23 protein-coding genes are annotated in these 25,646 nt (G+C 64.4%); 15 read left to right on the top strand and 8 right to left on the bottom strand.

All coding sequences use genetic code 11. The annotated features are described in order from the left end of the window. The first annotated feature begins 82 nt into the window (after positions 1 to 82). Positions 83 to 532 (top strand): Lrp/AsnC ligand binding domain-containing protein, encoded by a 450-nt coding sequence (locus PZ895_RS08310; RefSeq protein WP_275838552.1) that lies wholly within the window; start codon positions 83 to 85, stop codon positions 530 to 532. Positions 533 to 722: 190 nt separating this feature from the next. Here the strand turns inward: PZ895_RS08310 and PZ895_RS08305 are convergent, their stop codons facing one another. Beyond that, the gene (locus PZ895_RS08305; RefSeq protein WP_275838551.1) at positions 723 to 2,180 is read right to left on the bottom strand and encodes an NAD-dependent succinate-semialdehyde dehydrogenase; all 1,458 of its coding nucleotides are present in this window, start codon (positions 2,178 to 2,180) and stop codon (positions 723 to 725) included. Between the two features lie 76 nt (positions 2,181 to 2,256). After that, positions 2,257 to 3,207: an AEC family transporter gene (locus PZ895_RS08300; RefSeq protein ID WP_275838550.1), complete on the bottom strand. Its 951-nt coding sequence runs from the start codon at positions 3,205 to 3,207 to the stop codon at positions 2,257 to 2,259. Between the two features lie 126 nt (positions 3,208 to 3,333). Between PZ895_RS08300 and PZ895_RS08295 the strand changes: the two genes are divergently transcribed. The 6 genes from PZ895_RS08295 to PZ895_RS08270 all read left to right on the top strand — a co-directional run bounded on the left by PZ895_RS08295 (position 3,334) and on the right by PZ895_RS08270 (position 8,772). Then, on the top strand, positions 3,334 to 3,888 hold the full coding sequence (locus tag PZ895_RS08295; protein ID WP_275838549.1) for a histidine phosphatase family protein: 555 nt from the start codon (positions 3,334 to 3,336) through the stop codon (positions 3,886 to 3,888). Between the two features lie 119 nt (positions 3,889 to 4,007). After that, positions 4,008 to 4,295: an acyl carrier protein gene (locus PZ895_RS08290; protein ID WP_152529515.1), complete on the top strand. Its 288-nt coding sequence runs from the start codon at positions 4,008 to 4,010 to the stop codon at positions 4,293 to 4,295. A gap of 12 nt (positions 4,296 to 4,307) precedes the next feature. Continuing rightward, positions 4,308 to 5,495 carry a beta-ketoacyl-ACP synthase gene (locus PZ895_RS08285; protein WP_275838548.1) on the top strand — a complete coding sequence of 396 codons (1,188 nt, stop codon included), beginning with the start codon at positions 4,308 to 4,310 and terminating at the stop codon, positions 5,493 to 5,495. An 11-nt stretch (positions 5,496 to 5,506) separates the two neighbouring features. Next, the gene (locus PZ895_RS08280) at positions 5,507 to 6,775 is read left to right on the top strand and encodes a beta-ketoacyl-ACP synthase (protein WP_275838547.1); all 1,269 of its coding nucleotides are present in this window, start codon (positions 5,507 to 5,509) and stop codon (positions 6,773 to 6,775) included. Positions 6,776 to 6,805: 30 nt separating this feature from the next. Continuing rightward, positions 6,806 to 7,834 (top strand): zinc-binding dehydrogenase, encoded by a 1,029-nt coding sequence (locus PZ895_RS08275; RefSeq protein WP_275838546.1) that lies wholly within the window; start codon positions 6,806 to 6,808, stop codon positions 7,832 to 7,834. Further along, entirely contained in the window at positions 7,831 to 8,772 is a 942-nt protein-coding gene (locus tag PZ895_RS08270; protein WP_275838545.1) for a lipid A biosynthesis lauroyl acyltransferase, read from the top strand. Before PZ895_RS08275 ends, PZ895_RS08270 begins: the two co-directional genes overlap by 4 nt. A 125-nt stretch (positions 8,773 to 8,897) precedes the next feature. Here PZ895_RS08270 and PZ895_RS08265 read toward each other — a convergent pair whose 3' ends face one another. Genes PZ895_RS08265 through PZ895_RS08255 form a run of 3 tightly spaced genes read right to left on the bottom strand, consistent with a single transcriptional unit; the run spans position 8,898 to position 13,430 of the window. Beyond that, positions 8,898 to 9,830, bottom strand: a complete 933-nt coding sequence (locus PZ895_RS08265) for a DmsC/YnfH family molybdoenzyme membrane anchor subunit (protein WP_275838544.1) — start codon at positions 9,828 to 9,830, stop codon at positions 8,898 to 8,900. A 1-nt stretch (position 9,831) separates the two neighbouring features. Continuing rightward, a complete protein-coding gene (locus PZ895_RS08260) occupies positions 9,832 to 10,593 on the bottom strand; it encodes a 4Fe-4S dicluster domain-containing protein (protein WP_275838543.1) in 762 nt (253 codons plus the stop codon). After that, positions 10,590 to 13,430, bottom strand: coding sequence for a molybdopterin oxidoreductase family protein (locus PZ895_RS08255; RefSeq protein WP_275838542.1), 2,841 nt, complete (start codon positions 13,428 to 13,430; stop codon positions 10,590 to 10,592). The genes PZ895_RS08260 and PZ895_RS08255 overlap by 4 nt, the downstream gene beginning before the upstream one ends. A 170-nt stretch (positions 13,431 to 13,600) precedes the next feature. Here PZ895_RS08255 and PZ895_RS08250 point away from each other — a divergent pair, with 170 nt between their 5' ends. The 5 genes from PZ895_RS08250 (at position 13,601) to PZ895_RS08230 (ending at position 20,162) form a co-directional block, all read left to right on the top strand. Beyond that, a complete protein-coding gene (locus PZ895_RS08250) occupies positions 13,601 to 14,878 on the top strand; it encodes an acetylornithine deacetylase/succinyl-diaminopimelate desuccinylase family protein (RefSeq protein ID WP_275838541.1) in 1,278 nt (425 codons plus the stop codon). A 106-nt stretch (positions 14,879 to 14,984) separates the two neighbouring features. Continuing rightward, a complete protein-coding gene (locus PZ895_RS08245; RefSeq protein WP_275838540.1) occupies positions 14,985 to 16,463 on the top strand; it encodes an ABC transporter substrate-binding protein in 1,479 nt (492 codons plus the stop codon). A 224-nt stretch (positions 16,464 to 16,687) separates the two neighbouring features. Beyond that, positions 16,688 to 17,635, top strand: coding sequence for an ABC transporter permease (locus tag PZ895_RS08240; protein WP_275838539.1), 948 nt, complete (start codon positions 16,688 to 16,690; stop codon positions 17,633 to 17,635). Then, positions 17,632 to 18,504: an ABC transporter permease gene (locus PZ895_RS08235; RefSeq protein ID WP_275838538.1), complete on the top strand. Its 873-nt coding sequence runs from the start codon at positions 17,632 to 17,634 to the stop codon at positions 18,502 to 18,504. The genes PZ895_RS08240 and PZ895_RS08235 overlap by 4 nt, the downstream gene beginning before the upstream one ends. After that, positions 18,501 to 20,162 (top strand): dipeptide ABC transporter ATP-binding protein, encoded by a 1,662-nt coding sequence (locus PZ895_RS08230; protein ID WP_275838537.1) that lies wholly within the window; start codon positions 18,501 to 18,503, stop codon positions 20,160 to 20,162. The genes PZ895_RS08235 and PZ895_RS08230 overlap by 4 nt, the downstream gene beginning before the upstream one ends. A gap of 85 nt (positions 20,163 to 20,247) precedes the next feature. On the opposite strand, the gene PZ895_RS08225 is transcribed toward PZ895_RS08230, so the two are convergent. Continuing rightward, a complete protein-coding gene (locus tag PZ895_RS08225) occupies positions 20,248 to 20,577 on the bottom strand; it encodes a hypothetical protein (protein WP_275838536.1) in 330 nt (109 codons plus the stop codon). Between the two features lie 192 nt (positions 20,578 to 20,769). On the opposite strand from PZ895_RS08225, the gene PZ895_RS08220 reads away from it, so the two are divergent. Beyond that, positions 20,770 to 21,165: a cupin domain-containing protein gene (locus tag PZ895_RS08220; protein ID WP_275838535.1), complete on the top strand. Its 396-nt coding sequence runs from the start codon at positions 20,770 to 20,772 to the stop codon at positions 21,163 to 21,165. 4 nt (positions 21,166 to 21,169) lie between these two features. Here the strand turns inward: PZ895_RS08220 and PZ895_RS08215 are convergent, their stop codons facing one another. After that, on the bottom strand, positions 21,170 to 22,633 hold the full coding sequence (locus PZ895_RS08215) for a cobyric acid synthase (protein ID WP_275838911.1): 1,464 nt from the start codon (positions 22,631 to 22,633) through the stop codon (positions 21,170 to 21,172). Positions 22,634 to 22,761: 128 nt separating this feature from the next. On the opposite strand from PZ895_RS08215, the gene PZ895_RS08210 reads away from it, so the two are divergent. Both PZ895_RS08210 and mmsB read left to right on the top strand, forming a co-directional pair. After that, positions 22,762 to 23,937, top strand: a complete 1,176-nt coding sequence (locus PZ895_RS08210) for an isobutyryl-CoA dehydrogenase (protein WP_275838534.1) — start codon at positions 22,762 to 22,764, stop codon at positions 23,935 to 23,937. A 162-nt stretch (positions 23,938 to 24,099) separates the two neighbouring features. After that, complete coding sequence (gene mmsB / locus PZ895_RS08205; protein ID WP_275838533.1) at positions 24,100 to 24,984, top strand: 3-hydroxyisobutyrate dehydrogenase; 885 nt, start codon at positions 24,100 to 24,102, stop codon at positions 24,982 to 24,984. Positions 24,985 to 25,213: 229 nt separating this feature from the next. Here mmsB and PZ895_RS08200 read toward each other — a convergent pair whose 3' ends face one another. Next, positions 25,214 to 25,579: a hypothetical protein gene (locus tag PZ895_RS08200; protein WP_275838532.1), complete on the bottom strand. Its 366-nt coding sequence runs from the start codon at positions 25,577 to 25,579 to the stop codon at positions 25,214 to 25,216. Between the last annotated feature and the right edge of the window lie 67 nt (positions 25,580 to 25,646).

Raw genomic sequence — 25,646 nt, 5'->3', positions numbered from 1 at the left:
CATGGCCAAACGAAAGCGCTTTGCAGGCCAAACGGACTGATGATATGGCCACTCAACAATCATTCCGACTGGATAATCGGCGATGCCGGACCAAATCGATCGCATCGACCTCAACATCATCGCCGCGCTTTCGAAGGATGCGCGGTTGTCGATTGCGGAACTGGCGGGCCAGGTGGGGCTGTCGAAGACGCCGGTCGCGGCGCGGGTGAAGCGGCTGGAGGCGGACGGCTATATTCGGGGCTATTCGGCAATCGTCGACCGCGAACGGCTTGGCGAAGGGCATATCGCCTTCGTGCAGGTGAAGCTGTCGGATACGCGGTCAGCGGCGCTGGCCGAGTTCAACAAGGCGGTGATGACGATCCGCGAAATCGAGCAATGCCACATGATGGCGTCGAGCTTCGACTATCTGCTGAAGGTCAGGACGCGGGACATTGTCTCGTATCGGCGGGTGTTGGGGGAGCGGATTTCGGCGCTGCCCCATGTGGCGCAGACGTCGACATTCGTGGCGATGGAGACGGTGAAAGATCGGTGATCGATCCCGGATAGGTCAACGCTTCGTCGCGCCCCCCTCTGCCCTGCCGGGCATCTCCCCCGCGAGGGGGGAGATCACGCACGGCGATGACGAGACTAATCTCCCCACTTGCGGGGGAGATGCCATTCTCTACAAGGATTGGCAGGCCAGAGGGGGGCGCCGTAGAGCGCCACCTTCCCCAGCCTGGTCTCTAAAGCCCCAGCCCGCCGATGCAGACATATTTGGTGTCGAGATAATCCTCGATGCCCTGATGTCCGCCTTCGCGGCCGAGGCCGGATTCCTTGACGCCGCCGAAGGGGGCTTCGGGGGTGGTGATGATGCCTTCGTTGACGCCGACCATGCCGTATTTCAGGCCCTCCATGACCCGGAAGGCGCGGCCGAGGTCGCCGGTGTAGAAGTAGCAGGCGAGGCCGAATTCGGTATCGTTGGCCATCTCGACCGCCTCCTCCTCCTTCTCGAAACGGAAGACCGGGGCGACGGGGCCAAAAATCTCGTCCTTCATGAACTTCATGTCGGGCGTGGCATCGGCGATGACGGTGGGCTCGAAGAAGGAGCCACCGAGCTTGTGGCGGTTGCCGCCGGCGACAACCTTGCCGCCCTTCGCCTTGGCGTCGGCGACGAATTCCTCCACCTTTTCGACGGCCTTCTCATCGATCAGCGGGCCCTGCTGGACGCCCTCCTCGAGGCCGGGGCCGACCTTCAGCTTGTTCGAAGCCTTGGCGAGCTTGTCGACGAAGGCATCGTAGATGCCGGACTGGACGAAGAAGCGGTTGGTGCAGACGCAGGTCTGGCCGGAATTGCGGTATTTCGCGGCGACGGCACCCTCGACCGCGCGGTCGATGTCGGCGTCGTCGAAGACGAGGAACGGCGCGTTGCCGCCAAGTTCCATCGACACCTTCTTGACCGTCGACGCCGACTGCTGGATCAGGATCTTGCCGACCTCCGTCGAGCCGGTGAAGGTGATTTTCTTGACCAGCGGGTTGGTGGAAAGTTCCTTGCCGATTTCGCTCGCGCCGCCGGTGACAACGTTGACGACGCCCTTCGGGATGCCGACTTCCTCGCACAGCGCGCCCCAGGCAAGGCCCGAATAGGGCGTCTGGGTCGCCGGCTTGACGACGGCGGTGCAGCCGGCGGCGATGGCCGGGCCGATCTTGCGCGACAGCATCGAGGACGGGAAATTCCAAGGCGTGATCGCCGCGACGACGCCGACCGGCTCCTTCGTCACCAGGATGCGGCGGTCGGCCCAGGGCGACGGGATGACGTCGCCATAGGTGCGGCGCGCTTCTTCGGCAAACCAGAGGATATAGGCGGCCGATGCGCCGACCTCGCCCTTCGATTCGGTCAGCGACTTGCCCTGCTCCATGGTCAGGAGTTCGGCGAGCACATCCTGATTGTCCATGATCGCGTCGTGCAGCTTGCGCAGCATCTTGGAACGCTCGAGCGCGCTGGTCTTGCGGAAGGTCTTGAACGCCTCATGCGCGGCCTCGATGGCGCGTCGGGTTTCGGCGGCGCCGGATTTGGGGATGACGCCGATCTTCTGGCCGTTGGCCGGATTGGTCACGTCGATGGTCTGACCCGAATCGGCCTGCACCCACTCACCGCCGATCAGATTGGCCTCGCGGAGAAAATGACTGGTCTTCTTGAGCATGATGCCCTCCCTCATTCGTTCAAAATGGATTGCGTGATGGAAGATGTAAGGCAACCGGCCGGCAGGACCAAGACAATCAGCCAAAAAGGCGTTGAGCCACGGCGAGCCAGAGGAAGCTCGATCCGGCGGCGACGAGCGTCGAGATCGTCATGACGTTGGATGCGAGCGCCTGCCCGGTGCCGAACCGCGTCGCGATCAGGTAGGGATTGACGCCGGCGGGCAGCGCGGCGGCGGTGACGACGACCATGGCGGCGAGCGGCGGCAGGCCGATGACGAGCACGGCGCCCAGCGCCACAACAGGCATCACGAAAAGCTTGACCGCCGAAAGGGCGAGGCCGGCCTTCACATTGCCGGAAATGCCCATGCGTCGCAGCGACAGGCCCATGGCAAACAGCGCCAGCGGGCCGGCCGCATTGGCGAGCGCATCGACGAAGCGCATTCCCAGCGAGGGCATCTCGAACCCGGTCAGCCGCCAGATCAGCGCGGCCAGAATTCCGACAATGAGCGGGTTGGACACGAGCTTCCTCAGGAAATCCGTCAGCGCGGCGAGGATGCCGGCGCTTTCGGCCGAATTGCGATTGGCCCATTCGAAGAGCGCGATCGACATCGCCATCATGATCGGCAGGTGGACAGCGACGATGAGCGACAGGACTTCCAGGCCCGGCCTGCCGAATACGCCCTGCACCAGAGGAAGGCCGAGAAGGACGAGGTTCGAGAATGCCGCCGATACGCCGCCGACGACACCGGCGCGGGCATCGCGCCCGAAAACCTTCTGCGTGACGAACTGGCCGCAGGCCCAAGCGGCGGCGACCGCGAAGAAATAGCAGGCCCACAGCGATAATGGCGCGGAACCTTGAAAATCAGCCTCGATGAGCGTTCGAAAGAGCAGCATCGGGACCGCGATCGCGACGGCGAAGGCGGTCAGCGCATCGCCGATCGCGGTTTTCAACAGGCCCGTCCAGCCCGAGACGTAGCCGAGCGCGACAAGTCCGAAGACGAAGAAGATTGTCTCGGTCAAAGGCGACATGATCGGGCAGTAGCCCGGCCGGAACCGGGCCGCAATGGTCCAGCCGCGTCAAAAGGCGGCGGGCGCACGGTTTCGCTTCAGGCCGTTCAGCCTATATGAGTCGTCATGAAACCAATGGGAGACGCAATGATCAGGGCGCTCATCATCATCGCGGCGCTGGCAATGGCCCTGCCGGCACATGCGACCGAGGCAGGCTGGGCGCTCCTGCGGAACGGCGGCCAGGTCGTGCTCTTGAACCACGCCAATGCACCGGGCTCGGGCGAACCGGCCTCGTTCGACATCGAGGTCTGCCGCACGCAACGCAACCTTTCCGAACAGGGCCGCCAGCAGGCCAGGCGAATCGGTGCCCTTTTCGCGGCGCGCGCGGCGCCGGTGCAGGAGGTTCTGGCAAGCCGCTATTGCCGGACGAAGGAAACGGCCGAACTCGCCTTTGGCGCATCGCTGGTCGAGACCGTCGATTGGCTCGATCCGTTCGAGCCGGACGGCGAGGAAGCCGACGAACGCTCCGAACTGCTGCGCGAAACCGTCGCGGACTATACCGGCTCGGGCATTCTGGTGCTGGTGACGCACGGCGATTTCATCCAGTCCGTGCTCGGCGCGCGCTCGCGCGAGGGCGAGGCGATCGTCGTCAATGTGAACGAAAACGGACTTCATGCGGCAGCCCGGATCGTCTTCAACTAAAATGACGGTGCGCAAGACGGAAGGTAGCCTTCAGTGCAAAATGCCCCGCGCCCTTTTCCTGCCGCCAAAAAGCGATTAGAGAGCGCGCGAACCACCTTTTTCAACCTCGCATCGAGGGACTGCCCGTGACATCCACTTTCGACAAGGTTGCCGACATCATCGCCGAAACGAGCGAGATCGATCGCGAGACCATCACGCCGAAGAGCCACACCATCGACGATCTCGGCATCGATTCGCTCGACTTCCTCGACATCGTCTTCGCGATCGACAAGGAATTCGGCATCAAGATTCCGCTCGAGAAGTGGACGCAGGAAGTCAACGAAGGCAAGGCGACGACCGAAGAATACTTCGTCATGGAAAACCTTTGCGCAAAGATCGACCAACTCGTCGCCGCCAAGGCCGCCTGAGGCCGATCTGAAATGAGCGCCAACGACGTCGTCATCACCGGCATCGGCCTCGTTTCCTGCCTCGGCGAAGGGGCGGAGACGCACTGGTCTGCACTGTCTTCCGGCAGTGCAAAGCCTGTCTATGACGGCGAGCGGTTTTCGCCCTATACGATCCACCCCCTGCCCGAAATGGACTGGAGCCAGCAGATTCCCAAACGCGGGGACCAGCGGCAGATGGAAACCTGGCAACGGCTCGGCACCTACACGGCCGGATTGGCGCTGGCCGACGCCGGCATCAAGGATGACGAGGCACTGTGCGCCTCGATGGACATGGTGGTGGCCGCCGGCGGCGGCGAGCGCGACGTTTCGGTGGACGAGATCATTCTGGAAGCCTCGCGCACGCGAAACGACCACGAATTGCTGCTCAACGAGAAGCTGACGACCGAACTGCGACCGACGCTCTTCCTTGCCCAGCTTTCGAACCTTCTGGCCGGTAACATCTCCATCGTCCACAAGGTCACCGGCTCATCGCGCACCTTCATGGGCGAGGAAGGCGCGGGCGTTTCGGCGATCGAGACGGCGGCGGCGCGCATCCGTTCCGGCCAGTCGACGCATGTTCTCGTCGGCGGCGCGTTCCAGACCGAACATCCCGACATGCTGCTCGGCTACGAACTTGGCGGGCATCTCCATCGCAAGCGCTGGAAATCCGTCTGGCAGCGCGGCGCGAATGATGGCGGCGGCGTCATCACCGGTTCGGGCGGCGCGTTCCTCGTGCTCGAATCGCGCGAACATGCCGAGGCTCGCGGCCGCAAAGCCTATGCGCGGATCGACGCCGTCGCGTCCGGCCGGGCGCGGCGCGATGACAACGACCTTGCGGCGGCCGTCTCCGGTCTGTTGCGGACCCTGCCCGCTTTCGCTGGAACCGAACTCGTGATTTCCGGCGCATCGGGTGCCCATGCCGCGACAGGCGCCGAACGCCAGGCGCTGCGCGAGCAGGGCAGCCATGCCGTGCGCGCCTTCTCCACGCTCACCGGCCACATGAAGGAAGCGCAGTTCCCCTTCGCCATCGCGCTTGCGGCGCTGGCCTTGTCGAACAATGCCGCCTACCCGCCCTTCGATGCCGAGAACGAAGTCGCAGCCCGCGTGGAGCCTGACAAGGCGGTGGCGACGGCGATCGGCTACAATCGCTTCGAGGGCGCGGCCATGCTGACGCGGGCATAGAGGAGATCGCCGTGAAGACCACCGATCATCTTGGGCGCCCCATCGTCGCCGTCACCGGCATCGGCGTCGTGACCTCGCTCGGCCAGGGGATCGACGCGAACTGGACGGCGCTGACGTCCGGCCGGTCGGGTATCCACCCGATCACGCGCTTTCCGACCGATCATCTGGCGACGACGATCTCCGGCACGGTCGACTATCTGGCTTCCAGCAAGGAAGGCGCATCCGCGCTGACGCAGGAACTGGCCGATCTTGCCGCCGACGAGGCCGTCGGCATGTCGGGCATTGCACGCGGCCGGTTCGACGGACCGCTCTTCCTCGCCTCGCCGCCGGTCGAACTCGGCTGGCAGGACCGGCTTTCGCTCTATGCCTCGTCGAACGATGAACAGGGATATCAGCGCCTCTTGAAGGTCGCCCGCGAGAAGCTCACCGCCGAGATTTTCGACGAGGCGCAATTCGCAACCATCGCCGACCGGCTCGCCGAAAAATACGGAGCACGCGGCCTCCCGATCACGTTGTCGACCGCCTGCGCCTCGGGCGCGACGGCGATCCAACTCGGCGTCGAGGCGATCCGGCGCGGCGAGTGCGAGCGGGCACTGGCCGTCGGCGCCGACGGTTCGGCGACGGCCGAAGCGCTGATCCGGTTCTCGCTGCTCTCGGCCTTGTCCACTGCCAACGACGACCCGACCAAGGCATCCAAGCCCTTCTCGAAGGATCGCGACGGCTTCGTGCTGGCCGAGGGATCGGCCGCGCTTGTGCTGGAATCGCTCGAAAGCGCCACGCGGCGCGGAGCGACGGTGCTCGGTATTTTGCGCGGCTGCGGCGAAAAGGCCGATGATTTCCACCGCACCCGCTCCAAGCCCGACGGCTCGCCGGCCATCGGCGCGATCCGCGCTGCGCTCGAGGATGCCGGACTTGGACAGGATGGCATCTCCTATGTGAATGCTCATGGCACCTCGACACCGGAGAACGACAAGATGGAGCATCTGTCGCTTTCGACGGTTTTCGGCGAGAACCTTAAGCGGATGCCGGTCTCCTCGAACAAGTCGATGATCGGGCATACACTCTCCGCCGCCGGGGCGATCGAGGCCGCGTTTTCACTGATGACGATGCGCGAAGGCGTGCTGCCGCCGACTATCAATTACGACAATCCCGACCCCGCCATCGACCTCGACGTGGTGCCGAACGCCAAGCGGTCGGCGGACGTGAAGACCGTTTTGTCGAACTCGTTCGGCTTCGGCGGGCAAAACACTTGTCTTGTCATGGCGCGCGAAGCGTTCTAGCTCCGCTCCGATATCAATACGGAAGAGACCATGCGCGCATTGCAACTGATCGAGGATCGCCGCCTCGAAACCGTCGATATTGCCGAGCCCCAAGCGCCCGGCCAGGGCGAGGTGACGCTGCGCATCCGCGCCGTCGCGCTCAATCATATCGACGTGTGGGGCTGGCGGGGCATGGCGTTCGCAAAGCGGAAGATGCCGCTGACCGTGGGTGCGGAAGCTTCGGGCGAGGTCGTCGCGGTCGGACCGGGCGTATCGAATTTGCGCGAAGGCCAACTCGTCTCGATCTACGGCGCGCGCACCTGCGGGCTTTGCAAGGCGTGCCGCGAGAAGCGCGACAATCTATGCGAGAACGTCTCCGGCGTTCACGGCTTCCATCTCGACGGCTTTGCGCAGGAATACATGAACCTGCCGGCGCGGCTGCTCGTCCCCGCCCCGCCCGGCGTCACGGAAATCGGCGCGGCAGTCGCGCCCGTCACCTTCGGCACGGTCGAGCATATGCTGTTCGACAATGCCAAGCTTCAGCCCGGAGAGACTATCCTGATCCATGCCGGCGGGTCCGGCATCGGTTCGGCGGCGATCCAGCTTGCCCGGCGCATGGGCTGCACGATCATCACCACGGTCGGGTCCGACGGCAAGATCGAACCGGCCAAGGCGCTCGGCGCCGACCACGTCATCAACTACCGCACCGACCGCTTCGAGGGCGCGGTGCGCAAGATCACCAAGAAGAAGGGCGTCGACGTCGTGTTCGAGCATGTCGGGGCCGACACCTGGGCGGGCTCGATGCTGTGCCTGAAGCGCGGCGGACGGCTCGTGACATGCGGCTCGACCTCGGGCGTCTCGACATCGATGAACCTGATGCAGCTCTTCCAGCAGCAACTCAAGATATTCGGCTCGTTCGGCTGCCGGATGGAGAACATGGCGGACGCGATGCAGAAAATGGCAACCGGCCAGGTTGCGCCCGTCATCGACACGGAAGTCGATTTCGACGGCATCGGCCGCGCGCTGGAGCGCATGGAAGGCCGCGACGTGTTCGGCAAGATCATCCTGCGCGTGTCATGAAGGGCGACAGGCTGCCGGCATTCCTGCGGCCGCTGGTCTACAAGTCGGCCGGCGCGCTGAAACAGGCGGAATACTGGACAACGGCGCGGCTGGCGATGGCGGCGATGTGGGGTCTGCGCAAACTGCCGGCTGACAAGGCGCTCGACTTCGCCGACCGGACGGCACGCAGGCTGGGGCCGAAATTCGGCCGGCATCGCGTCGCGGTCAACAATCTGAAACGCGCCTATCCCGAAAAATCCGAAGCCGAAATCCAGGCGATCGCCTCGGACATGTGGGGCAACATGGCCCGGCTGGCTGCGGAATACATCTTCCTCGACCAGATCTTCGACCATGAGCCCGGCAAGGCACCAAACCGCGTCGAAGTGATCGGCGAGGAGATTTTCCTGCGCATCCGCGAGGAAAAGCGCCCGCACATCATCTTCACCGCCCATTCGGGGAATTTCGAGCTGCTGCCGGTGGCGGCGATGGCCTACGACCTGCCGGTGACCGCCCTCTTCCGCGCGCCGAACAATCCCTACATGGCCGAATATGTCTTCAACACGCGGCGCGACACGATGGGCGAATTGCTGGCCTCACGCGCCGGCGCCGCCTTCGCGCTCGCGCGGGTTCTGGACCGAGACGGAAACATCGGCGTGCTCGTCGACCAGAAATTCCACAAGGGCCAGAAGACGAGTTTCTTCGGCCGCGAATGCCGCACGAACCCGCTGGTGCCGAAGCTCGCCCGTCAGTTCGAATGCGACGTCTATCCGGCGCGCTCGATCCGTTTGCCCGACAATACGTTCCGGCTGGAACTTCAAGAGAAGATAGAATTCCCGCGCAATGCGTCCGGCGCGATCGACATTCACGCAAGCTGCCAGATGATGAACGACATCGTCGAGGGCTGGGTGCGCGAGCATCCGGGGCAATGGATGTGGTTCCACAAGCGCTGGTCGGACTGAGATTCGCGGCTCGATGACCTGCAAACGGCGTCTTCCTGCGCTTCCGGTGCTCATGTACCCAAATGTACACTCCGCTCCGGTTCTCGAAAGCCACCGTTTTCGGCACATCGAGCCACGGAACTGCCTCAGCGGCCGTAATAGTTCATGACGGCGTGGCGGGCCTCGGCGAAGAAGAGCCAGCGCTCGACGAAGACACCCGCATAATGCGACAGCACGGCCAGAAAAGCCGCCAGAAAAGCCGTCAGACCGGGGCCCATCGCGCCTGCGGCAAGCGCTGCGACGACGACGAGCGCCGCCGGGATCAACCCGCCAAGCAGGATCGCGATGCCGAACAGCTTGTCGGCGTGCTTGCGGGCGACCTGAAAGCCCATTTCGCGGGTCAGGTAATTGTCGTTGATATGCGGCCGCTCGAAGAGCCGCACGCGGCCGATCGAGCCGAGGCCGGTCGCGGTTTCCGGCGTCGAAAGCGGAGCCAGAGCCTTGCCATCGTTCCGCCAGCGGCGCTTTGCCAGCCAGGCGGCGACCGTGAACGAGACGGCGAGAAACGCAATCAGCCATGGCTGCGCCGCGCCCGAGACGGCCAGAAGCGTGCCCAGCGTCGCGCCGCTGGCAAGAGCGAAGAGCAGATAGGTGACGGGCGTCAGGCGCTGCGACCATAGCTGGACGGTCTTCAGCGAGCCGTAGATCATCGCGGTGCAATAGACGGTGACGAGGCCCAGGCCCGCAGCAGCGAGACCGGGCAGGATGAGATGACGGTCGTGAAAAATCGCGGCATAGGCGCAGATCGTCAGAGGGATGAAAGCGAGGATCGCCAGGACGCCCTCGCGCGACAGCCAACTCGTGCGCCATTGGGACAGTGCGCGCCAAGCGCGTTGCGGGTTGCCGAGGTGGAGTGTGGAAGAAACCAGCCCGCCGGCGATGAGGGCCAGAGCGAGGACATAGCCGATCTTGGTCGCGAGGGCGGCAGGGTCGAAGAGGCCGAGGCCGAGCAGCGCTGCGAGGCCGTAACCCATGCCCGACAGGGTGGTGAAGACGATGATGGAGAGGGCTGGGTGCATCTCAAATCCGCTCCAGCATTCCATCGAGCCAGGCAAAAAAACCGGATGCGCCGGCGGAGTTCTCCGCGAGCGGAATCGCGCTTTCGGCAAGGGCGGTGCGCGCACGGGGGGGCAAGTATTTGTTGACCGGTTTCGTGCCCTGCTCCGGCATCAGGTCGAAGCCGTCGCGCGCGGCGACCATTTTCGAGACGTGTGACTGCGGATCGGCGAGGTCGCCATAATGGCGGGCGTTGGCGGGGCAGGTTCGCACGCAGGACGGGACGCGGTCGATTTCGGCGATGGTCTCGTTGTAGATGCGGTCGACGCAGAGCGTGCATTTCTTCATGACGCCGGCAGCGAGGTCCATTTCTCGAGCGCCATAGGGACAGGCCCAGGCGCACAGGCCGCAACCGATGCACATGTCCTCGTCGACGAGCACGATACCGTCGTCCGAGCGCTTGTAGGACGCGCCGGTGGGGCAGACGGTGACGCAGGGCGCATCCTCGCAATGGAGGCAGGATTTGGGGAAATGGACGATGCGCGCATCACCGGTTTCGCCAATCTTTTCAGCGCCTTCCGGCAAGACTTCGAAGGAATGAATCCGGTTGAGGAAGGTGCCGGAGACGTCGGCACCGTAGGGGTCCTGGTCGGACAGGGCCGCGCCGTAGCCGCCGGTATTCCACTCCTTGCAGGAGATGACGCAGGCATGGCAGCCAACGCAGACGTCGAGGTCGATGACGAGACCGAGTTTCTTCGGTGTGGGAAGCGATGGGAGGGAGGTCATGCGCTCCACTCCTGTCCGTAGCGAATTTCATCCGGCGCTTGCACCACACGTCGCTGTTCGGCGAAATGCGGTTCGCTCACCGCTCCCGGCTCGGCCTTCTCGATCCTAACGCGCAGATCGTACCAGGCCGCCTGGCCGGTGACCGGGTCGGAATTGGACCAGCGCATTCCATCGCCCTTGGGCGGCAAGAGTTCGTGGATGAGGTGGTTGAGCAGGAAGCCCTTGCGGGCCTCGGGCGATTTCGGGTCGAGCGCCCAGGCGCCGCCGCGCTTGCCAACGGCGTTCCAGGTCCAGATCGTGTCGCGATTGACTACGTTGGAGCGGGTGATCTCGACCTTGATGCGGCCGTGATGGGAGATGAGCCAGACCCAGTCGCCGTCCTTCAGATCGTGCGCGTCGCAGATCGCACCGGGGACGTAAAGCGGATTCCTGGTGTGGATCTGGCGCAGCCAGGCGTTCATCGAGCCCCAGGAATGGTACATCGCCATCGGGCGCTGGGTGATCGCGTGATAGGGGTATTCGTCGCGGTCGACGCCGGCTTCCTCCAGCGGCATGTACCATGACGGCAGCGGCGTGAAGCTGGCGAGGATGCGCTGGCGGTGCTCCTGCGGCGCGAAGGGGGCGCGCGTGCCTTCGGCCGACAGGCGGAATTTTTGCAGGATTTCCGAATAGAGCTGGAAGGTGACGGGCTGGGCTTTGTCGAAGAAGCCCATCTTCACCGCGAAGTCCTGATAGGCCTGGTTCGCGTGCTTGAAAAAGAGCGCGTCGGCCGGGATGTGCGCGGAGAAGAAGGAGCCGTTTTCGATATAGCGCTCGATCTGGTCGAGATTGGCCGCGCCCCTGCCCGCTCGATCTCCCTCAGTGCCGCGAAAGCCCGCCAGCGGGCCGATACCCGGCCGACGCTCGTGACGGACGATGTAGTCGGCGTAGTCGGCGTAGAGCGCCTTGCCGCGATGGTCGACGAAGCCGGGCAGCTTGAGGCGCGCGCCGAGATCGATCAGGACGCTCTGGAACGGGCGCACGTCACGGTCGGGCTGCACCACCGGCCAGCGGATCGCGTCGTTGACCGAATCGGGCTCGGAGATCGGCCGATCGAGCAGTGAGATGCAGTCGTGGCGCTCGAGATAGGTCGTATCGGGCAGGACGAGATCGGCATAGGCGACCATCTCGGACGAATAGGCGTCGGAATAGATAATCTTCGGAATGCGGTATTCGCCGGCCGCCTCGTCCCTTTCCTCCAGCATCCTGATCGTGCCGGCCGTGTTCATCGACGAGTTCCAGGCCATGTTGGCCATGTAGAGGAACAGAACGTCGACGGGGTACGGATCGCCGGCATGGGCATTGGCGATGACCATGTGCATCAGGCCGTGGGCCGAGAGCGGGGCATCCCAAGAGAATGCCTTGTCGATGCGCGTTGGCTTGCCGTCCTCGTCGATCAGGAGGTCTTCCGGCCCGAGCGGAAAGCCCAGATGCGGGCCGGAGAGCGGCTGGTTGGAGCCGAAATGCTCGGCCTTGCCGTGCGGGCGGGGATGGGCTTCGACGGGCTTGGGGTATGGCGGCTCGTAGCGGAAGCCGCCGGGGCAGTCGATCGCGCCGATCAGCACCTGAAGCATGTGCAGCGCACGCGCAGTCTGGAAACCGTTGGAATGGGCCGAAATGCCGCGCATGGCGTGAAACGAGACCGGACGGCCGACAAAGCTTTCGTGCCGCTGGCCGTTCACGTCGGTCCAGGGTTGGTGGATCTCGATCGTTTCCTCGAAGGCGACGCGACCGATTTCGGCGGCGAGGCCGCGAATGGTGTCGGCGTCGAGACCGGTCTGCGTTGCGACGTTCTCCGGGGCGTATTTCGGATCGAGATATTCGGCGGCCAGAAGCTCGAAGGATGGGCGCGCGGCGCGGCCGTCCGGCAGCGTAAAGCGGCCATGGAGCGCGGGGCGCGCGCCTTTCGAGCCGGAGGGGACGGCGCGTTCCGTCACCGTTTCGAAGACGAGCGGGCACCCCTCCTTGTCGCGGGCGAAAAGGCCGTGTTCGGCAGTGCCCGGCGCGTCGATCACCAGCCAGGGCGCGTTGGAATAGCGCATCAGATAGTCGACATCGATGCGCCGCGCCTTCAGGAGTTCGTGGATGAGCGACAGGATCAGGAGACCATCGGTGCCGGGGCGGATGCCGATCCAGTTGTCGGCAACCGCCGAATAGCCGGTGCGGATCGGATTGACCGAGACGAAGCGCGCGCCCTTCGCCTTCACTTTCGAGATGCCGATCTTGATCGGGTTCGAATCGTGGTCCTCGGCGACACCGAACAGGATGAAGAGCTTCGTGCGGTCCCAGTCGGGCTGGCCGAACTCCCAGAACGCGCCGCCGATTGTGGTGATGCCGGCCGCCGCCATGTTGACGGAGCAGAAGCCGCCATGGGCGGCATAGTTGGGCGTGCCGAATTGCTGCGCCCAGAAACCGGTCAGCGATTGCGACTGGTCGCGGCCGGTGAAGAATGCGAGTTTCTTCGGGTCGCTCGCACGAACGGAACCGAGCCAGTCGGTCGCCAGCGCCAGCGCCTCGTCCCACGAGATTTCCCTGAATTCGCCCGAGCCGCGCGGGCCGGTGCGCAGCATCGGCGCCCGAAGCCGCGCCGGCGCATAGTGCTGCATGATGCCGGCCGAGCCCTTGGCGCAGAGCACGCCCCTGTTGACCGGATGGTCCCGGTTGCCCTCAATGTAGCGGATCTTGCCGTCCTTCAGGTGAACGTCAATGCCGCACCGGCAGGCGCACATGTAGCAGGTCGTCTTGCGCACTTCGTCCGAGACGGGTCGGGACAGATCGACGCGGTGTTGGCTGGACATGGAAACCTTTTTGCTTTGTTCGACTCTTATACAAGACCTGATGCCAAGAAAATGGGGTCGCGTGGTTCTCCATGCCTTGACGCGCGCCAACGCACCGAAATCGCTGGTCCAGCCCGATCCGGCATCTGCCGCACTTGCCAAGCGTTTCCTCGCCCGCTCACATTGCGGATATGAGAGACCAATTGATGAAGGCGGTCGACGGCCGCACCGATGACCTTGTGGCATTGACGCGGGATCTGATCCGCTTTCCGACGATCAACCCGCCGGGCGAAGCCTATACGCCTTGCGCCGAATATCTCGGCGAGCGGCTGAAGCGGTCGGGGTTCGAAATCGAATATGTGCGCGGGGAAGGCACGCCGGGCGACAGCGACCGCTATCCGCGCACCAACGTCATCGCCCGCTACGAGGGCAAGAGACCGGGCGAGACGGTGCATTTCAACTCGCATATCGACGTCGTCGAGGCGGGCGAAGGCTGGACGGTCGATCCCTATGAGGGCGTCGTGAAGGACGGGCGTGTCTATGGCCGCGGGGCGTGCGACATGAAGGGCGGGCTCGCCGCCTCGGTCATCGCGGCCGAAGCCTTCATCGCCACCAACCCGGATTTCGCCGGCGCCATCGAGATTTCCGGGACGGTGGACGAGGAATCGGGCGGGTTCGGCGGCGTCGCCTACCTCGCCAGCAAGGGCTATTTTTCCAAGCCGCGCGTCGACCACGTCATCATTCCCGAACCGCTCAACAAGGACCGGATCTGCCTTGGCCATCGCGGCGTCTGGTGGGCGGAGATCGAGACCAAGGGGCGAATCGCGCACGGTTCGATGCCGTTCCTCGGCGATTCGGCCATTCGCCACATGGGTGCGGTGCTGGCAGCCTTCGAGGACGAGCTTTTCCCCGCACTCGACCGGAAGCAGACGCGCACGCCCGTCGTGCCGGAAGGCGCGCGGCGCTCGACGATGAACATCAACTCGATCCATGGCGGCCAGACGGAGGACTTCTTTCCCGGCCTGCCCTCGCCGAACGTGGCCGACACCTGCCGGACCGTGATCGACCGGCGCTTCCTGCTCGAAGAAGACATCGGCGACGTGAAGCGCGAGGTCACGTCCATTCTCGACCGGCTGAAGCAGGAGCGGCCGAAATTCGACTACTCGATCCGCGACATGATGGAAGTGCTGCCGCTGATGACGGAAATGGATGAGCCGGTGGTCAAGGCCGTCGCGTCCGGCATTCGCGACATCTTCGACCGCGAGCCGGACTACGTCGTTTCGCCCGGCACCTATGACCAGAAGCACGTCTCGCGGATCGGACATCTGTTCAGTTGCATCGCCTATGGCCCCGGCATCCTCGACCTTGCCCACCAGCCGGACGAATGGGTGGGCATCGAGGACATGGTCCAGTCGGCCAAGGTGATGGCCATCGGGCTCGGCCATCTTCTCGGCGCAGGGCGGAACTGACGTTTCCCGCGCATCGGGTGTGCAAAGCACAATCACGATTTACTCCGGCCGGTTTTCGCGCTTCAATCCGGCAAAACACACCAAAATCCCTGGGAGCCTGCCTGACATGAAGATCATCGTTCCTGTGCTTGCCGCAGCAGCCATCGCGCTTGCCTCCGGCACCGCTTTCGCGCAACGCGCCGATGTCGTGATCGGCGTCGTGCTGGAACCCCCGCATCTCGACCCGACCGCAGGCGCAGCCGCAGCGATCGACGAAGTCGTCTATGCGAATCTCTTCGAGGGCCTGACCAGGATCGGGCCGACGGGCGAAGTGCTCCCCGCGCTGGCGGAAAGCTGGGAAGTCTCAGAGGACGGGCTGACCTATACCTTCAAGCTGCATGAGGGCGTGAAATTCCACGACGGGGCGGAGTTTTCCTCCGCCGACGTGAAATTCTCGCTCGACCGCGCCCGCGCCGAGGATTCCACGAATGCGCAGAAAGGACTCTTCGCGGCCATCGAAAATGTCGAGGCGACGGACCCGACGACGGTGACCGTGACGCTGTCGCGCCCGCAGGGCTCGTTCCTCTACAATATGGGCTGGGGCGACGCGGTGATCGTGTCGGAGGCAACGGCTGCCGGTAACATGGAAACGCCGGTCGGCACCGGCCCGTTCAAGTTCGATAGCTGGGCCAGGGGCTCCTCCGTCGTTCTCGTCAGGAACCCGGATTATTGGGGCGAGGCGGTCGCGCTGGAACGCGCCGAATTCCGCATCGTGCCGGATGCGGCAGCCGCCATTCCGGCGCTGCTTTCGGGCGACGTCCACGCCTTCCCCAACATGCCGGCCGGCGACGCGCTCGCGCAGATCCAGTCCGACGACCGCTTCGAAGTCGTGATCGGCTCGACCGAGGGCGAGACGCTGCTTTCGATCAACAACGGCAAGGAGCCGTTCGACAGGCTTGAAGTGCGCCAGGCGATCGCCCACGCGCTCAACCGCGAGGAAATCATCGCCGGCAACGGCTCGGGCCTCGGCACGCCGATCGGCTCGCACTTCTCACCGGCCAACGCGGCCTATGTCGACCTGACCGACACCTATCCCTACGATCCGGAGAAGGCCAAGCAATTGCTTGCCGATGCGGGATTTGCAGACGGCATTTCGGCGACGCTGAAACTGCCGCCTCCGCCCTATGCGCGCGAAGGCGGACAGGTGATCGCCTCGCAGCTTCGCCAGGTCGGCATCGAGCTCGAAATCATCCCGGTGGAATGGGCCGACTGGCTGTCCCAGGTCTTCACCGAGAAGGACTACGACATGACGATCGTCTCGCACACCGAGCCGAACGACATCGATATCTATTCGCGGCCGGATTACTACTTCAACTACCAGAATGAGTCGTTCAACGCGATCATCGCCGAACTCGACTCGACGTCCGACGAGGAAAAGCGCAACGAACTTTACGGCGAGGCGCAGCGGATTCTGGCAGAGGATGCCGTGGTCGGATTCCTGTTCCAGTTGCCGAAGATCGGCGTCTGGGACGCGAAGCTCGAAGGCATGTGGGAGAATTCACCGATCCCCGCGATCGATCTGACGCAGGTGAAGTGGGCGGAGTAGCGGCCAGTCTGCATCGTGTTCGCCCTTGAACCCCCACCCTTTATCCCTCCCCACCAGGGGGAGGGAGACATTGACGGCGCGCTTATGCCGTCATCGTTCCGCAACATATCCGGGTGTGGCATGACGCTGACGGTTCCCTCCCCCTTGTGGAGAGGGATAAAGAGTGGGGGGGCGCGGTCGAAGGACGAGAGCCATCGCCGAAACTGGCGCTGTGCGCCGCAGCTATGACCCTCTTCCTCCTCAAGCGCGTCGTCATCGGCCTCATCACGCTGCTCGTCGCGTCGGTCGTCGTGTTCTCCGTCATGGAAATCCTGCCGGGCGATCCGGCGCGGATCATGCTGGGGATGAATGCGACGCCCGAGGCGCTGGCGACGCTGCGCGAGCAGATGGGGCTCAACGTGCCGCTTCTGGAGCGCTACGCAAACTGGGTCACGGGCATGGCGGTGGGTGACTTCGGCAATTCCTACACCTATCGCTCTCCCGTCATCGACCTCATCGCGGAGCGAGCCATCGTCTCGCTGCCGCTGGCGGTGATCTCACTGGCGCTTTCGACCATGATCGCCATTCCGGTCGGCATCTTCGCCGCCGCACGGCGCGGGCGCATGGGCGACACGGTCTCGATGGGGACGGCGCAGATCGGCGTTGCGATCCCCAATTTCTGGTTCGCGCTTCTCTTGATCTACGTCTTCGCGGTCTGGCTGCGACTGGTGCCGGCCGGCGGATTTCCGGGCTGGGCGGGCGGCATCTGGCCGGGGCTGAAGGCGCTGATCCTGCCCGCCGTCGCGCTCGCGCTTCCGCAGGCCGCGATCCTCGCCCGCGTCACGCGCTCGGCCATGCTCGAAGTGCTCGGCGAGGACTATATCCGCACCGCGCGCGCCAAGGGGATGCCACGCCGCACCGTCCTGTGGCGGCACGCGCTGCGCAACGCGATGATCCCGGTCCTGACCATCCTCGGCCTGCAATTCGCCTTCCTGCTCGCCGGGACGATCATCATCGAGAACGTCTTCTACCTGCCGGGGCTCGGCCGGCTCCTCTTCCAGGCGATCAACCAACGCGACCTGATCGTCGTCGAGGGGGTGGTGATGCTGCTCGTCGCCAGCGTCGTCCTTGTCAACATTCTCGTCGACATCGCCTATGCGATGGTCGATCCGCGGTTGAGGTCGCGCGCATGAGCGCCGAACCCGCCTCCCCGCCGGTCGAGGATGCCGGGCAGTTCGTCCGCGCGGCGTTTTCGAATGCGTCGTTCGTGACCGGCTTCGTCATCACAGCGCTGATCGCGCTGATGGCGCTGGTCTCCTTCGTCTGGACGCCATACGACGTCATCAACCTGACGGTCGCGAACCGGATGCAGCCGATTTCGGCGCAGCACTGGTTCGGGACCGATCATTTCGGTCGCGATATCCTTTCGCTGATCATGATGGGTGCGCGCAATTCGATCGCGGTCGCCTTCGTCGCCGTCGGCATCGGCATGGGGATCGGCGTGCCGCTAGGCTGCTGGGCTGCCGCGCGCGGCGGCTGGATCGACGAGGCGCTGATGCGCTTCAACGATCTCGTCTTTGCCTTCCCTGCCCTGCTCTCGGCGATCATGATTACCGCGATCTTTGGCCCCGGCGCGGTCAACGCCATCGTCGCCATCGGCATCTTCAACATTCCGGTCTTCGCGCGCGTCGCCCGCGCCGGCGCGATGGCGCTCTGGCCGCGGGAATATGTGTTGGCCGCGCGGGCGTCGGGAAAATCCGCCACGCTCATCACCATCGAACACATACTGCCCAACATCGCCTCGCTCCTGCTCGTCCAGGGCACGATCCAGTTCGCGCTCGGCATCCTCGCGGAAGCCGGGCTCTCCTATCTCGGGCTCGGGGCGCAGCCGCCGATGACGAGCTGGGGCCGGATGCTTTTCGACGCGCAGACGCGGATGATGGTCGCGCCGCATCTGGCGATCTTCCCTGGCCTTGCCATCGTCGTCACTGTTCTCGGCCTCAACCTTCTCGGCGACGGACTGCGCGACGTGCTCGACCCCCGACTGAGGCGCCAGCGATGAGCCTCGTCGAAATCGAAAGCCTGCGCCTGTCGATCGGCAATTTCGAGATTTTGAAAGGCGTCGACCTGCATATCGAGCAGGGCGAGGTGCTGGGGCTGGTCGGGGAATCGGGGTCGGGCAAGTCGATGACGGCGCTGACCTTGATGAGGCTTTTGCCCGATCTGGCGCGGACGAGCGGGCGCGTGAGTTTCGACGGCATCGACATCTTGAACGCGCCCGAAACGGCGATGAACCGGCTGCGCGGCGACGATATCGGCATGGTCTTCCAGGAACCGATGACGGCACTGAACCCGGTCAAGACGATCGGCGAGCAAGTGGCGGAGGGCATCCGCTGGCATCGAGGTGTCAACCGGAAGGACGCGGAGAACAGCGCCCGCGCGATGCTCGACCGGGTGGGACTGCCCGAGGCGAAATTTCCGCTGACGCGCTACCCGCACGAATTGTCAGGCGGCCAGCGGCAGCGCGTCGTCATCGCCATTGCCTGCGCCCTTCATCCCAAATTGCTCGTCGCCGACGAGCCCACGACGGCGCTCGACGTGGTGTTGCAGGCTCAGATTCTGCAGCTTCTGCGCGATCTCGTCGATGAGCAGAAGATGGGGCTACTTCTGATTTCGCACGATCTGGCCGTCGTCGCCGACATGGCCGACCGGGTGACGATCATGCGCCATGGCGAGGTGATGGATACGGGTGAGACGGGGCGAATCCTGACGGAAAAGACGCATCCCTATACACGGCAACTGGCCGAGGCTTCGACGCATGTGCCGGAGAGAACTTCGCGCTTCATATCCCCACCCCGCACCCCTCCCCACAAGGGGGGTGTGCCGGGCGCAGGTCCAGCGCTGCTGGAGATTCGCGACGTCACCCGCGACTATGCCAGCCGTCGGCTCTCGTTGTTTTCCAGGGCCGAGCCGTTCCGGGCCGTCAGCGGCGTTTCATTCGACCTCTACGAAGGGCAGTCGATGGCGCTGGTGGGGCGATCGGGGTGCGGGAAGTCGACGCTGGCGCGCATGATCCTCGCGCTCGACCGGCCGACATCCGGCTCGATAAGGTTCGGCGGGGCGGAACTGACGACGAAGAGCGAGGCGGAACTGCGGCCATCGCGGCGCAACATGCAGGTGGTCTTCCAGGACCCTTACGGTTCGTTCAATCCGCGACACAAGGTCGAGCGGCTGGTGGCCGAGCCGCTGCATCTTCTGGAAAGCCAACCCTCGCGAGCCGAACGGCGCGAGCGCGTCGCGCAGGCGCTCGCCGAGGTCGGGCTGTCGGCGGCGGACATGGACAAGTATCCGCACGAGTTTTCGGGCGGGCAGCGGCAGCGGCTCTCCATCGCGCGGGCGCTGATCACGCGGCCGAAGCTGATCGTCGCCGACGAACCGGTGTCCGCGCTCGACGTGTCTATCCGGTCGCAGGTGCTCGACCTCTTCGCCGATCTGAATCAGCGTCTGAGCGTCGCCTACCTCTTCATCACGCATGATCTGGTGGTCGCGCGGGCGATCACGGATCAGGTGATGGTGATGCACGAAGGCGAAATCGTCGAGCGCGGCGACACCGGCGCGGTGCTCGACGCTCCCCGATCGGAGGCGGGAAGGATGCTTGTCGCCGCTTCGCCCGATCTCGACCGCGCGCTGGCGCGAAGGCGTCAAACCGCCATCGGCTAGGGTGTGTTGAGATTCACGCCTGAGCGGCCTGCAAATGGCAGCTTTCTGCGCTTTCGGCGCGCACAGACCTGAATCTCAACATACCCTAAGCCGGATCGTCCACGGCCAGAATATCCTCGACGCGGACGGTGAGACGGCGCTGGTGGGGACCGAGCAGCGGATCGACCGCGGCGAAATCCAGCACCTGGCGCGCGAGGAGCCGGCGCTGTCCGGCCGGCAATCCCCGCAAGGTCAGTATGCTGGCAGCCGAACTGACCCCCGCATGATACGTCTGTAACTCGGTCGCGAGAATTTCGCGCTCCTGCGGCCCGAGCGCCAACCAGTCATAGACCCGTTCAGACAACGGGCCGAACTGATCCAGCCTGTCGCCCTCGCGCAGGATGATCGCGAGAATGAGCAAGGTTTCGACCGGCATTTTTAGGTCCTGGTCCGTCATCCGCTCTGATCAACCCCCGATGTGCATGTCACGGCTGCGCCGCATCTTTCTTTGCTACCTGAATGAAGCTTACGAACCATTTATACATGGCCACATGGCGCGCTTGTGGTGAGTGTCCCCTTCCGGCGAGCAAGGATCGCGCTATCCTGACGCCGAACGAGGGAGGAACGAATGGCAGATCCGCAGGTCATCAAGCTTACCGCCGGAACCGGCCGCATCTACGAGATGCCGGGGATGAGGGCGATCTTCAAGGCGGACGAGGCGGAGACGAAGGAAGCCTACAGCGTCTCCGAATGGTGGCTCGACGCCCGTCAGACCGGACCCGGCGCGCATAGTCACGAAACCAATGACGAGGTGTTCTACGGCATCGGCGGCGTGATGGCGGTTCGCGCCGGCGAGGAATGGCACGACATAGCCCCGGGCGATTTCCTGCGCATCCCGGCCGGCACGATCCACGATTTCGAGAACCGGACCTACGCGCGCGCCGGCCTTCTCAACTTCTTCATCCCCGGCGGGTTCGAGCGCAACATGCCGGCCATCGTCGACTGGTTCAAGGAGAACGGCTGACGGGTCAGCGCGCGGCGGCGAGGAGACCGTCGCAGTCGAGATGGGTTTCGAGCGCTTCGGCGATGGCGTCCAGCGCATCGTCGATGCGCTGCTCGAAGCCGAACGGCGAGGCTTCGACGCCGTGTTCGGCGAGGAAGCGGCGGCGGAAGGCGTCGCCGGTGAAGAGGCCGTGCAGATAGGTGCCCCAGACGCGGCCATCGATTGAGCTTGCGCCATCCGGCGCGCCGTCGATCTCGAAGACGGGGCGCCCGCAATCCGGGCCGGTGGTGCGTCCAAGATGGATTTCGTAGCCCGAGGTTTCAGAATCGTGGCGAAGCGAGCGGGCGGTCGCCTCGCGCAAGGTCTTGTTCGGTTCCAGCGTCGTTTCGACGTCGAGGAGACCGAGGCCGGGCGCATCGCGCTCCGGCCCCTCGGTCCCATTCGGGTCGCGCACGTTCCGGCCGAGCATCTGGAGGCCGCCGCACAGGCCGATGATGATGCCGCCCTCGGCATGGTGGCGGGCGATGTTACGGTCCCAGCCTTGCGCCCGCAGGAAAGCGAGATCGGCGATGGTCGATTTGGAGCCCGGCAGGACGATGATTTCGACTGGCGGAAGCGGCCTGCCGGGCGGCACGAACACGACATCCACGTCCGGCTCGGCGCGCAGCGGGTCGAGATCGTCGAAATTGGCGATGCGCGAGAGCATGGGAACGGCGACCGTCAGCCGCCCCTTGCCGCCGCGCGGGGCACGGTCGAGCACGACGGCATCCTCGGCGGGCAGTAGCGCGGCTTCCTTCAGCCACGGCACGACGCCAAAGGAGCGCCAGCCGGTGAAGCGTTCTATGGCGGCAAGACCGTCGCCGAAAAGCGAAAGCTCGCCGCGGAACTTGTTGACGATGAAGCCGGCGATCATGCGTCGGTCTTCATCCGGCAGGATGAGGTGGGTGCCGGCGATGGAGGCGATGACGCCGCCGCGGTCGATGTCGCCGACGAGGATGACAGGCACGTCTGCGACCGTGGCGAAGCCCATATTGGCGATGTCGCGGTCGCGCAAATTGATTTCGGCGGGTGAACCTGCGCCCTCGACGATGACGAGATCGGCATCCTTGCGGAGGCGATGCCAGGATTGCATGACGGCCGTCATCAGCCGCTCCTTCTGCGCGCCGAAATTCCGCGCGGCCGCCTCGCCCGCCATGCGGCCGTGGATGACGATCTGGGCGCCGACGTCGCTTTGCGGCTTGAGCAGGACCGGGTTCATGTCGACCGAGGGCGTGACCTTGCAGGCGCGCGCATGAAGCCATTGCGCCCGGCCGATCTCGCCCGGCGCACCGTTCTCGCCAATGGCAATCGCGGCATTGTTCGACATGTTCTGCGGCTTGAACGGGCGGACTTTCATGCCGCGACGCAGCGCGACACGGCAAAGCCCGGCGACGAGAAGCGTCTTGCCGACATCGGAGCCGGTGCCCTGAAGCATCATGGCGCGGGTCAAACGATGCATCTCCGACTCGAACCCATGCACATCCCCTTGTCGCCCCGCGCACAGGGTTGACGTTGCGCGCGTCGGACAATGGTCTAGATTGCCGGGCGAGGAAAATCCATTGCGACAGGGAGGTCGGCATGGACGCCGCGACCGACGCCACGGCCAGCCAGTTCGAACTCAACGAGGATCAACGCGCCATCCAGGAGATGACGGCCGGCTTCGCCGCCGAGCGCGTCGCGCCCTATGCGCTCGACTGGGATCGCGAGCGCCATTTCCCGGCAAACGTGATCCGCGAGACGGGACCGCTCGGGTTCGGCGGCATCTATATCGGCGAGGACGTCGGTGGTTCGGGCCTCGGACGGCTCGACGCGGTGCTGATCTTCGAGGCGCTGGCGGCCGCGTGCCCGGCCTTCTCGTCCTTCATCTCGATCCACAACATGGCGACCTGGATGATCGACAGGTTCGGCGACGAGGCGCAGCGCCAGCGCTTCCTGCCGAAACTGACCTCGCTCGAATGGATCGCGAGCTACTGCCTGACCGAGCCGGGCGCAGGCTCCGACGCCGCCGCGCTGAAGACGCGCGCAACCCGCACGGGCGGCAATGGCAGCGACTATATCGTCAACGGCGCCAAGCAGTTCATCTCGGGCGCGGGCGAATCGGACGTCTATGTCGCCATGGTGCGCACTGGCGAGGACGGGCCCAAGGGCGTCTCGACGCTGGTCATCCCCAAGGATGCGCCCGGCCTTTCTTTCGGCGCGAGCGAGAACAAGATGGGCTGGCACATGCAGCCGACCCGTCAGGTGATTTTCGACGACTGCAAGGTGCCGGCAGAAAATCTTCTCTCAGGCGAAGGAGAAGGGTTCAAGATCGCCATGGCCGGGCTCGACGGCGGGCGGCTCAACATCGCCGCCTGCTCGCTCGGCGGGGCGCAGTCCGCGCTCGACAAGGCGCTCGCCTATGCCGGCGAAAGACAGGCTTTCGGCAAATCCATCGACCAGTTTCAGGCGCTGCAATTCAAGCTCGCCGACATGGAAACGGAGTTGAGCGCGTCACGGATGCTGCTTTACGCCGCTGCCTCGAAGCTCGACCGCAAGGCGCATGACGCCGGCAAATGGTCGGCGATGGCCAAGCGCTTCGTCACCGACACCTGCTTCGACGTCGCCAACGAGGCGCTCCAGGTCCATGGCGGCTACGGCTATCTGCACGATTACGGCGTCGAGAAAATCGTGCGCGATCTGCGCGTGCATCAGATTCTGGAAGGCACGAACGAGATCATGCGGGTGATCATCGCGCGGAGTTTGATCGGTAGGTGAATGGTGAATGGTGAATGGTGAATGGTGAATGGTGAATGGGAAAATCTCATCGCCTGTCGCTTCGCGCAACATGGTCACCAGTTCTCGCAGTCATCGACGCTTCTCACCCGCTCGCCATTCACCATTCACCATTCACTATTCACCGACCGCGGGAGGAACCACATGACCACAATCGCATTCATCGGCCTCGGCAATATGGGCAATCCCATGGCCGCCAATCTCGTCAAGGCAGGCCACAAGGTGACGGGTTTCGATCTCGTGCAGGCGAATCTGAAAACCGCCAAGGCCAATGGCGCAACTGTTGCAGCCAGCGCGCGAGAGGCGGTTTCCGGCGCCGAGGTGGTCATCACCATGCTGCCGGCGGGCAAGCATGTCGTCTCGGTCTATGAGGACATCGTGCCGGCCGCGGCCAAGGGGACGCTCTTCATCGATTCCTCCACCATCGACGTCGACTCGGCCCGCAAGGCGCACAAGATCGCTGCCGATGCCGGGATGCTTTCGGTCGATGCGCCGGTTTCGGGCGGCGTCGGCGGGGCGGAGGCCGGCACGCTGACCTTCATGGCCGGCGGCAGCGCGGACGCTTTCGCCAAGGCCGACCCGATCCTGAAACCGATGGCCGGCAAGGTGGTCAATTGCGGCGACGCCGGCGCGGGACAGGCGGCGAAGATCTGCAACAACATGATTCTCGGCATCTCGATGATCGGCGTCGGCGAAGCCTTCGTGCTGGCCGAAAAGCTCGGCCTGTCGCACCAGGCGCTCTACGACGTCGCCTCCACCTCGTCGGGCCAGTGCTGGTCGCTGACGACCTATTGCCCCGTGCCCGGCCCGGTTCCGAACTCGCCGGCCAATCGCGACTACAAGCCCGGCTTCGCCGCCGCCCTGATGCTGAAGGACCTGAAGCTTGCCCAGGAGGCCGCGCAGAGCGCCGGGGCGGTGACACCGCTCGGTGCCGAAGCGACGCAGCTTTACGCGCTTTTCAACGCGATCGGCCAGGGCGGGACCGATTTTTCCGGCATCATCAACTTCCTGCGCGGAAAAGCCCAATGATCAAGGACATTTTGTGTGGATTCATTTTTGCTTAAGCGACTGCTAACCCGCTGGTAAGATTGTCCCGCTAAAACAGGTCACAAGGCGGTCGTCGCAGCCGCCTCCCGCTCCGGATCAGGTATTGCGTACCGGAGCAGTACCCTTCGCAAGTATCTTGTCGCGAAGTGCCATGCGTCTTTGTGGCAAGACCGCGTTTCTCTTCCAGAGAGCGCGGTTTTTGCATTCCAGTCTACTTAACTCGACTTAACCGCCTATGGTTGCTCTTGACGGCCCGCCCGGAGGGACCGAGCGCGGCCTGAAATGCCCGTTCGATGGCCACGCCGCTGACCAGCGACGGGGTTCGCCCGGACATGAGTTCAGGCCAGAACTGAATGGTCGCCTGCGCAAACGCCATCTGGGCCGCAAGCGCGCCCTCGACCATCGCCGACATCTTTTCCGTTACCGCGCGAGTCGTCTCGACGCGGTAAGGATTGGAACTGTTCGCCTCGGCGGTCAGCATGGGCATACGCAAGGCGATGACGGCCGGCGCAAGCATGAGATTGCTCGTTAAGACCGCTGCGGCCTTCACCGAACGGGCAGTTGGCTTGATCGACATCGAATACTATCCCCGAGCGCGATATTGCGCCGCACAAAACGCGTCACGCGCGGCGATGTTCCAAGGT

The sequence above is a fragment of the Mesorhizobium sp. YIM 152430 genome (genome assembly GCF_029210365.1).
Classification (GTDB): Bacteria; Pseudomonadota; Alphaproteobacteria; order Rhizobiales; family Rhizobiaceae; genus Aliihoeflea.
This window is presented reverse-complemented; position numbering and strand designations above follow the sequence as displayed.

Coding starts and splice junctions, on each gene's coding strand:
- PZ895_RS08310 (WP_275838552.1), top strand. CDS start 83: ATGCCGGACCAAATCGATCGCATCGACCTCAACATCATCGCCGCGCTT.
- PZ895_RS08305 (WP_275838551.1), bottom strand. CDS start 2,180: ATGCTCAAGAAGACCAGTCATTTTCTCCGCGAGGCCAATCTGATCGGC.
- PZ895_RS08300 (WP_275838550.1), bottom strand. CDS start 3,207: ATGTCGCCTTTGACCGAGACAATCTTCTTCGTCTTCGGACTTGTCGCG.
- PZ895_RS08295 (WP_275838549.1), top strand. CDS start 3,334: ATGATCAGGGCGCTCATCATCATCGCGGCGCTGGCAATGGCCCTGCCG.
- PZ895_RS08285 (WP_275838548.1), top strand. CDS start 4,308: ATGAGCGCCAACGACGTCGTCATCACCGGCATCGGCCTCGTTTCCTGC.
- PZ895_RS08275 (WP_275838546.1), top strand. CDS start 6,806: ATGCGCGCATTGCAACTGATCGAGGATCGCCGCCTCGAAACCGTCGAT.
- PZ895_RS08270 (WP_275838545.1), top strand. CDS start 7,831: ATGAAGGGCGACAGGCTGCCGGCATTCCTGCGGCCGCTGGTCTACAAG.
- PZ895_RS08265 (WP_275838544.1), bottom strand. CDS start 9,830: ATGCACCCAGCCCTCTCCATCATCGTCTTCACCACCCTGTCGGGCATG.
- PZ895_RS08260 (WP_275838543.1), bottom strand. CDS start 10,593: ATGACCTCCCTCCCATCGCTTCCCACACCGAAGAAACTCGGTCTCGTC.
- PZ895_RS08255 (WP_275838542.1), bottom strand. CDS start 13,430: ATGTCCAGCCAACACCGCGTCGATCTGTCCCGACCCGTCTCGGACGAA.
- PZ895_RS08250 (WP_275838541.1), top strand. CDS start 13,601: ATGAGAGACCAATTGATGAAGGCGGTCGACGGCCGCACCGATGACCTT.
- PZ895_RS08245 (WP_275838540.1), top strand. CDS start 14,985: ATGAAGATCATCGTTCCTGTGCTTGCCGCAGCAGCCATCGCGCTTGCC.
- PZ895_RS08240 (WP_275838539.1), top strand. CDS start 16,688: ATGACCCTCTTCCTCCTCAAGCGCGTCGTCATCGGCCTCATCACGCTG.
- PZ895_RS08235 (WP_275838538.1), top strand. CDS start 17,632: ATGAGCGCCGAACCCGCCTCCCCGCCGGTCGAGGATGCCGGGCAGTTC.
- PZ895_RS08230 (WP_275838537.1), top strand. CDS start 18,501: ATGAGCCTCGTCGAAATCGAAAGCCTGCGCCTGTCGATCGGCAATTTC.
- PZ895_RS08225 (WP_275838536.1), bottom strand. CDS start 20,577: ATGCCGGTCGAAACCTTGCTCATTCTCGCGATCATCCTGCGCGAGGGC.
- PZ895_RS08220 (WP_275838535.1), top strand. CDS start 20,770: ATGGCAGATCCGCAGGTCATCAAGCTTACCGCCGGAACCGGCCGCATC.
- PZ895_RS08210 (WP_275838534.1), top strand. CDS start 22,762: ATGGACGCCGCGACCGACGCCACGGCCAGCCAGTTCGAACTCAACGAG.
- mmsB (WP_275838533.1), top strand. CDS start 24,100: ATGACCACAATCGCATTCATCGGCCTCGGCAATATGGGCAATCCCATG.
- PZ895_RS08200 (WP_275838532.1), bottom strand. CDS start 25,579: ATGTCGATCAAGCCAACTGCCCGTTCGGTGAAGGCCGCAGCGGTCTTA.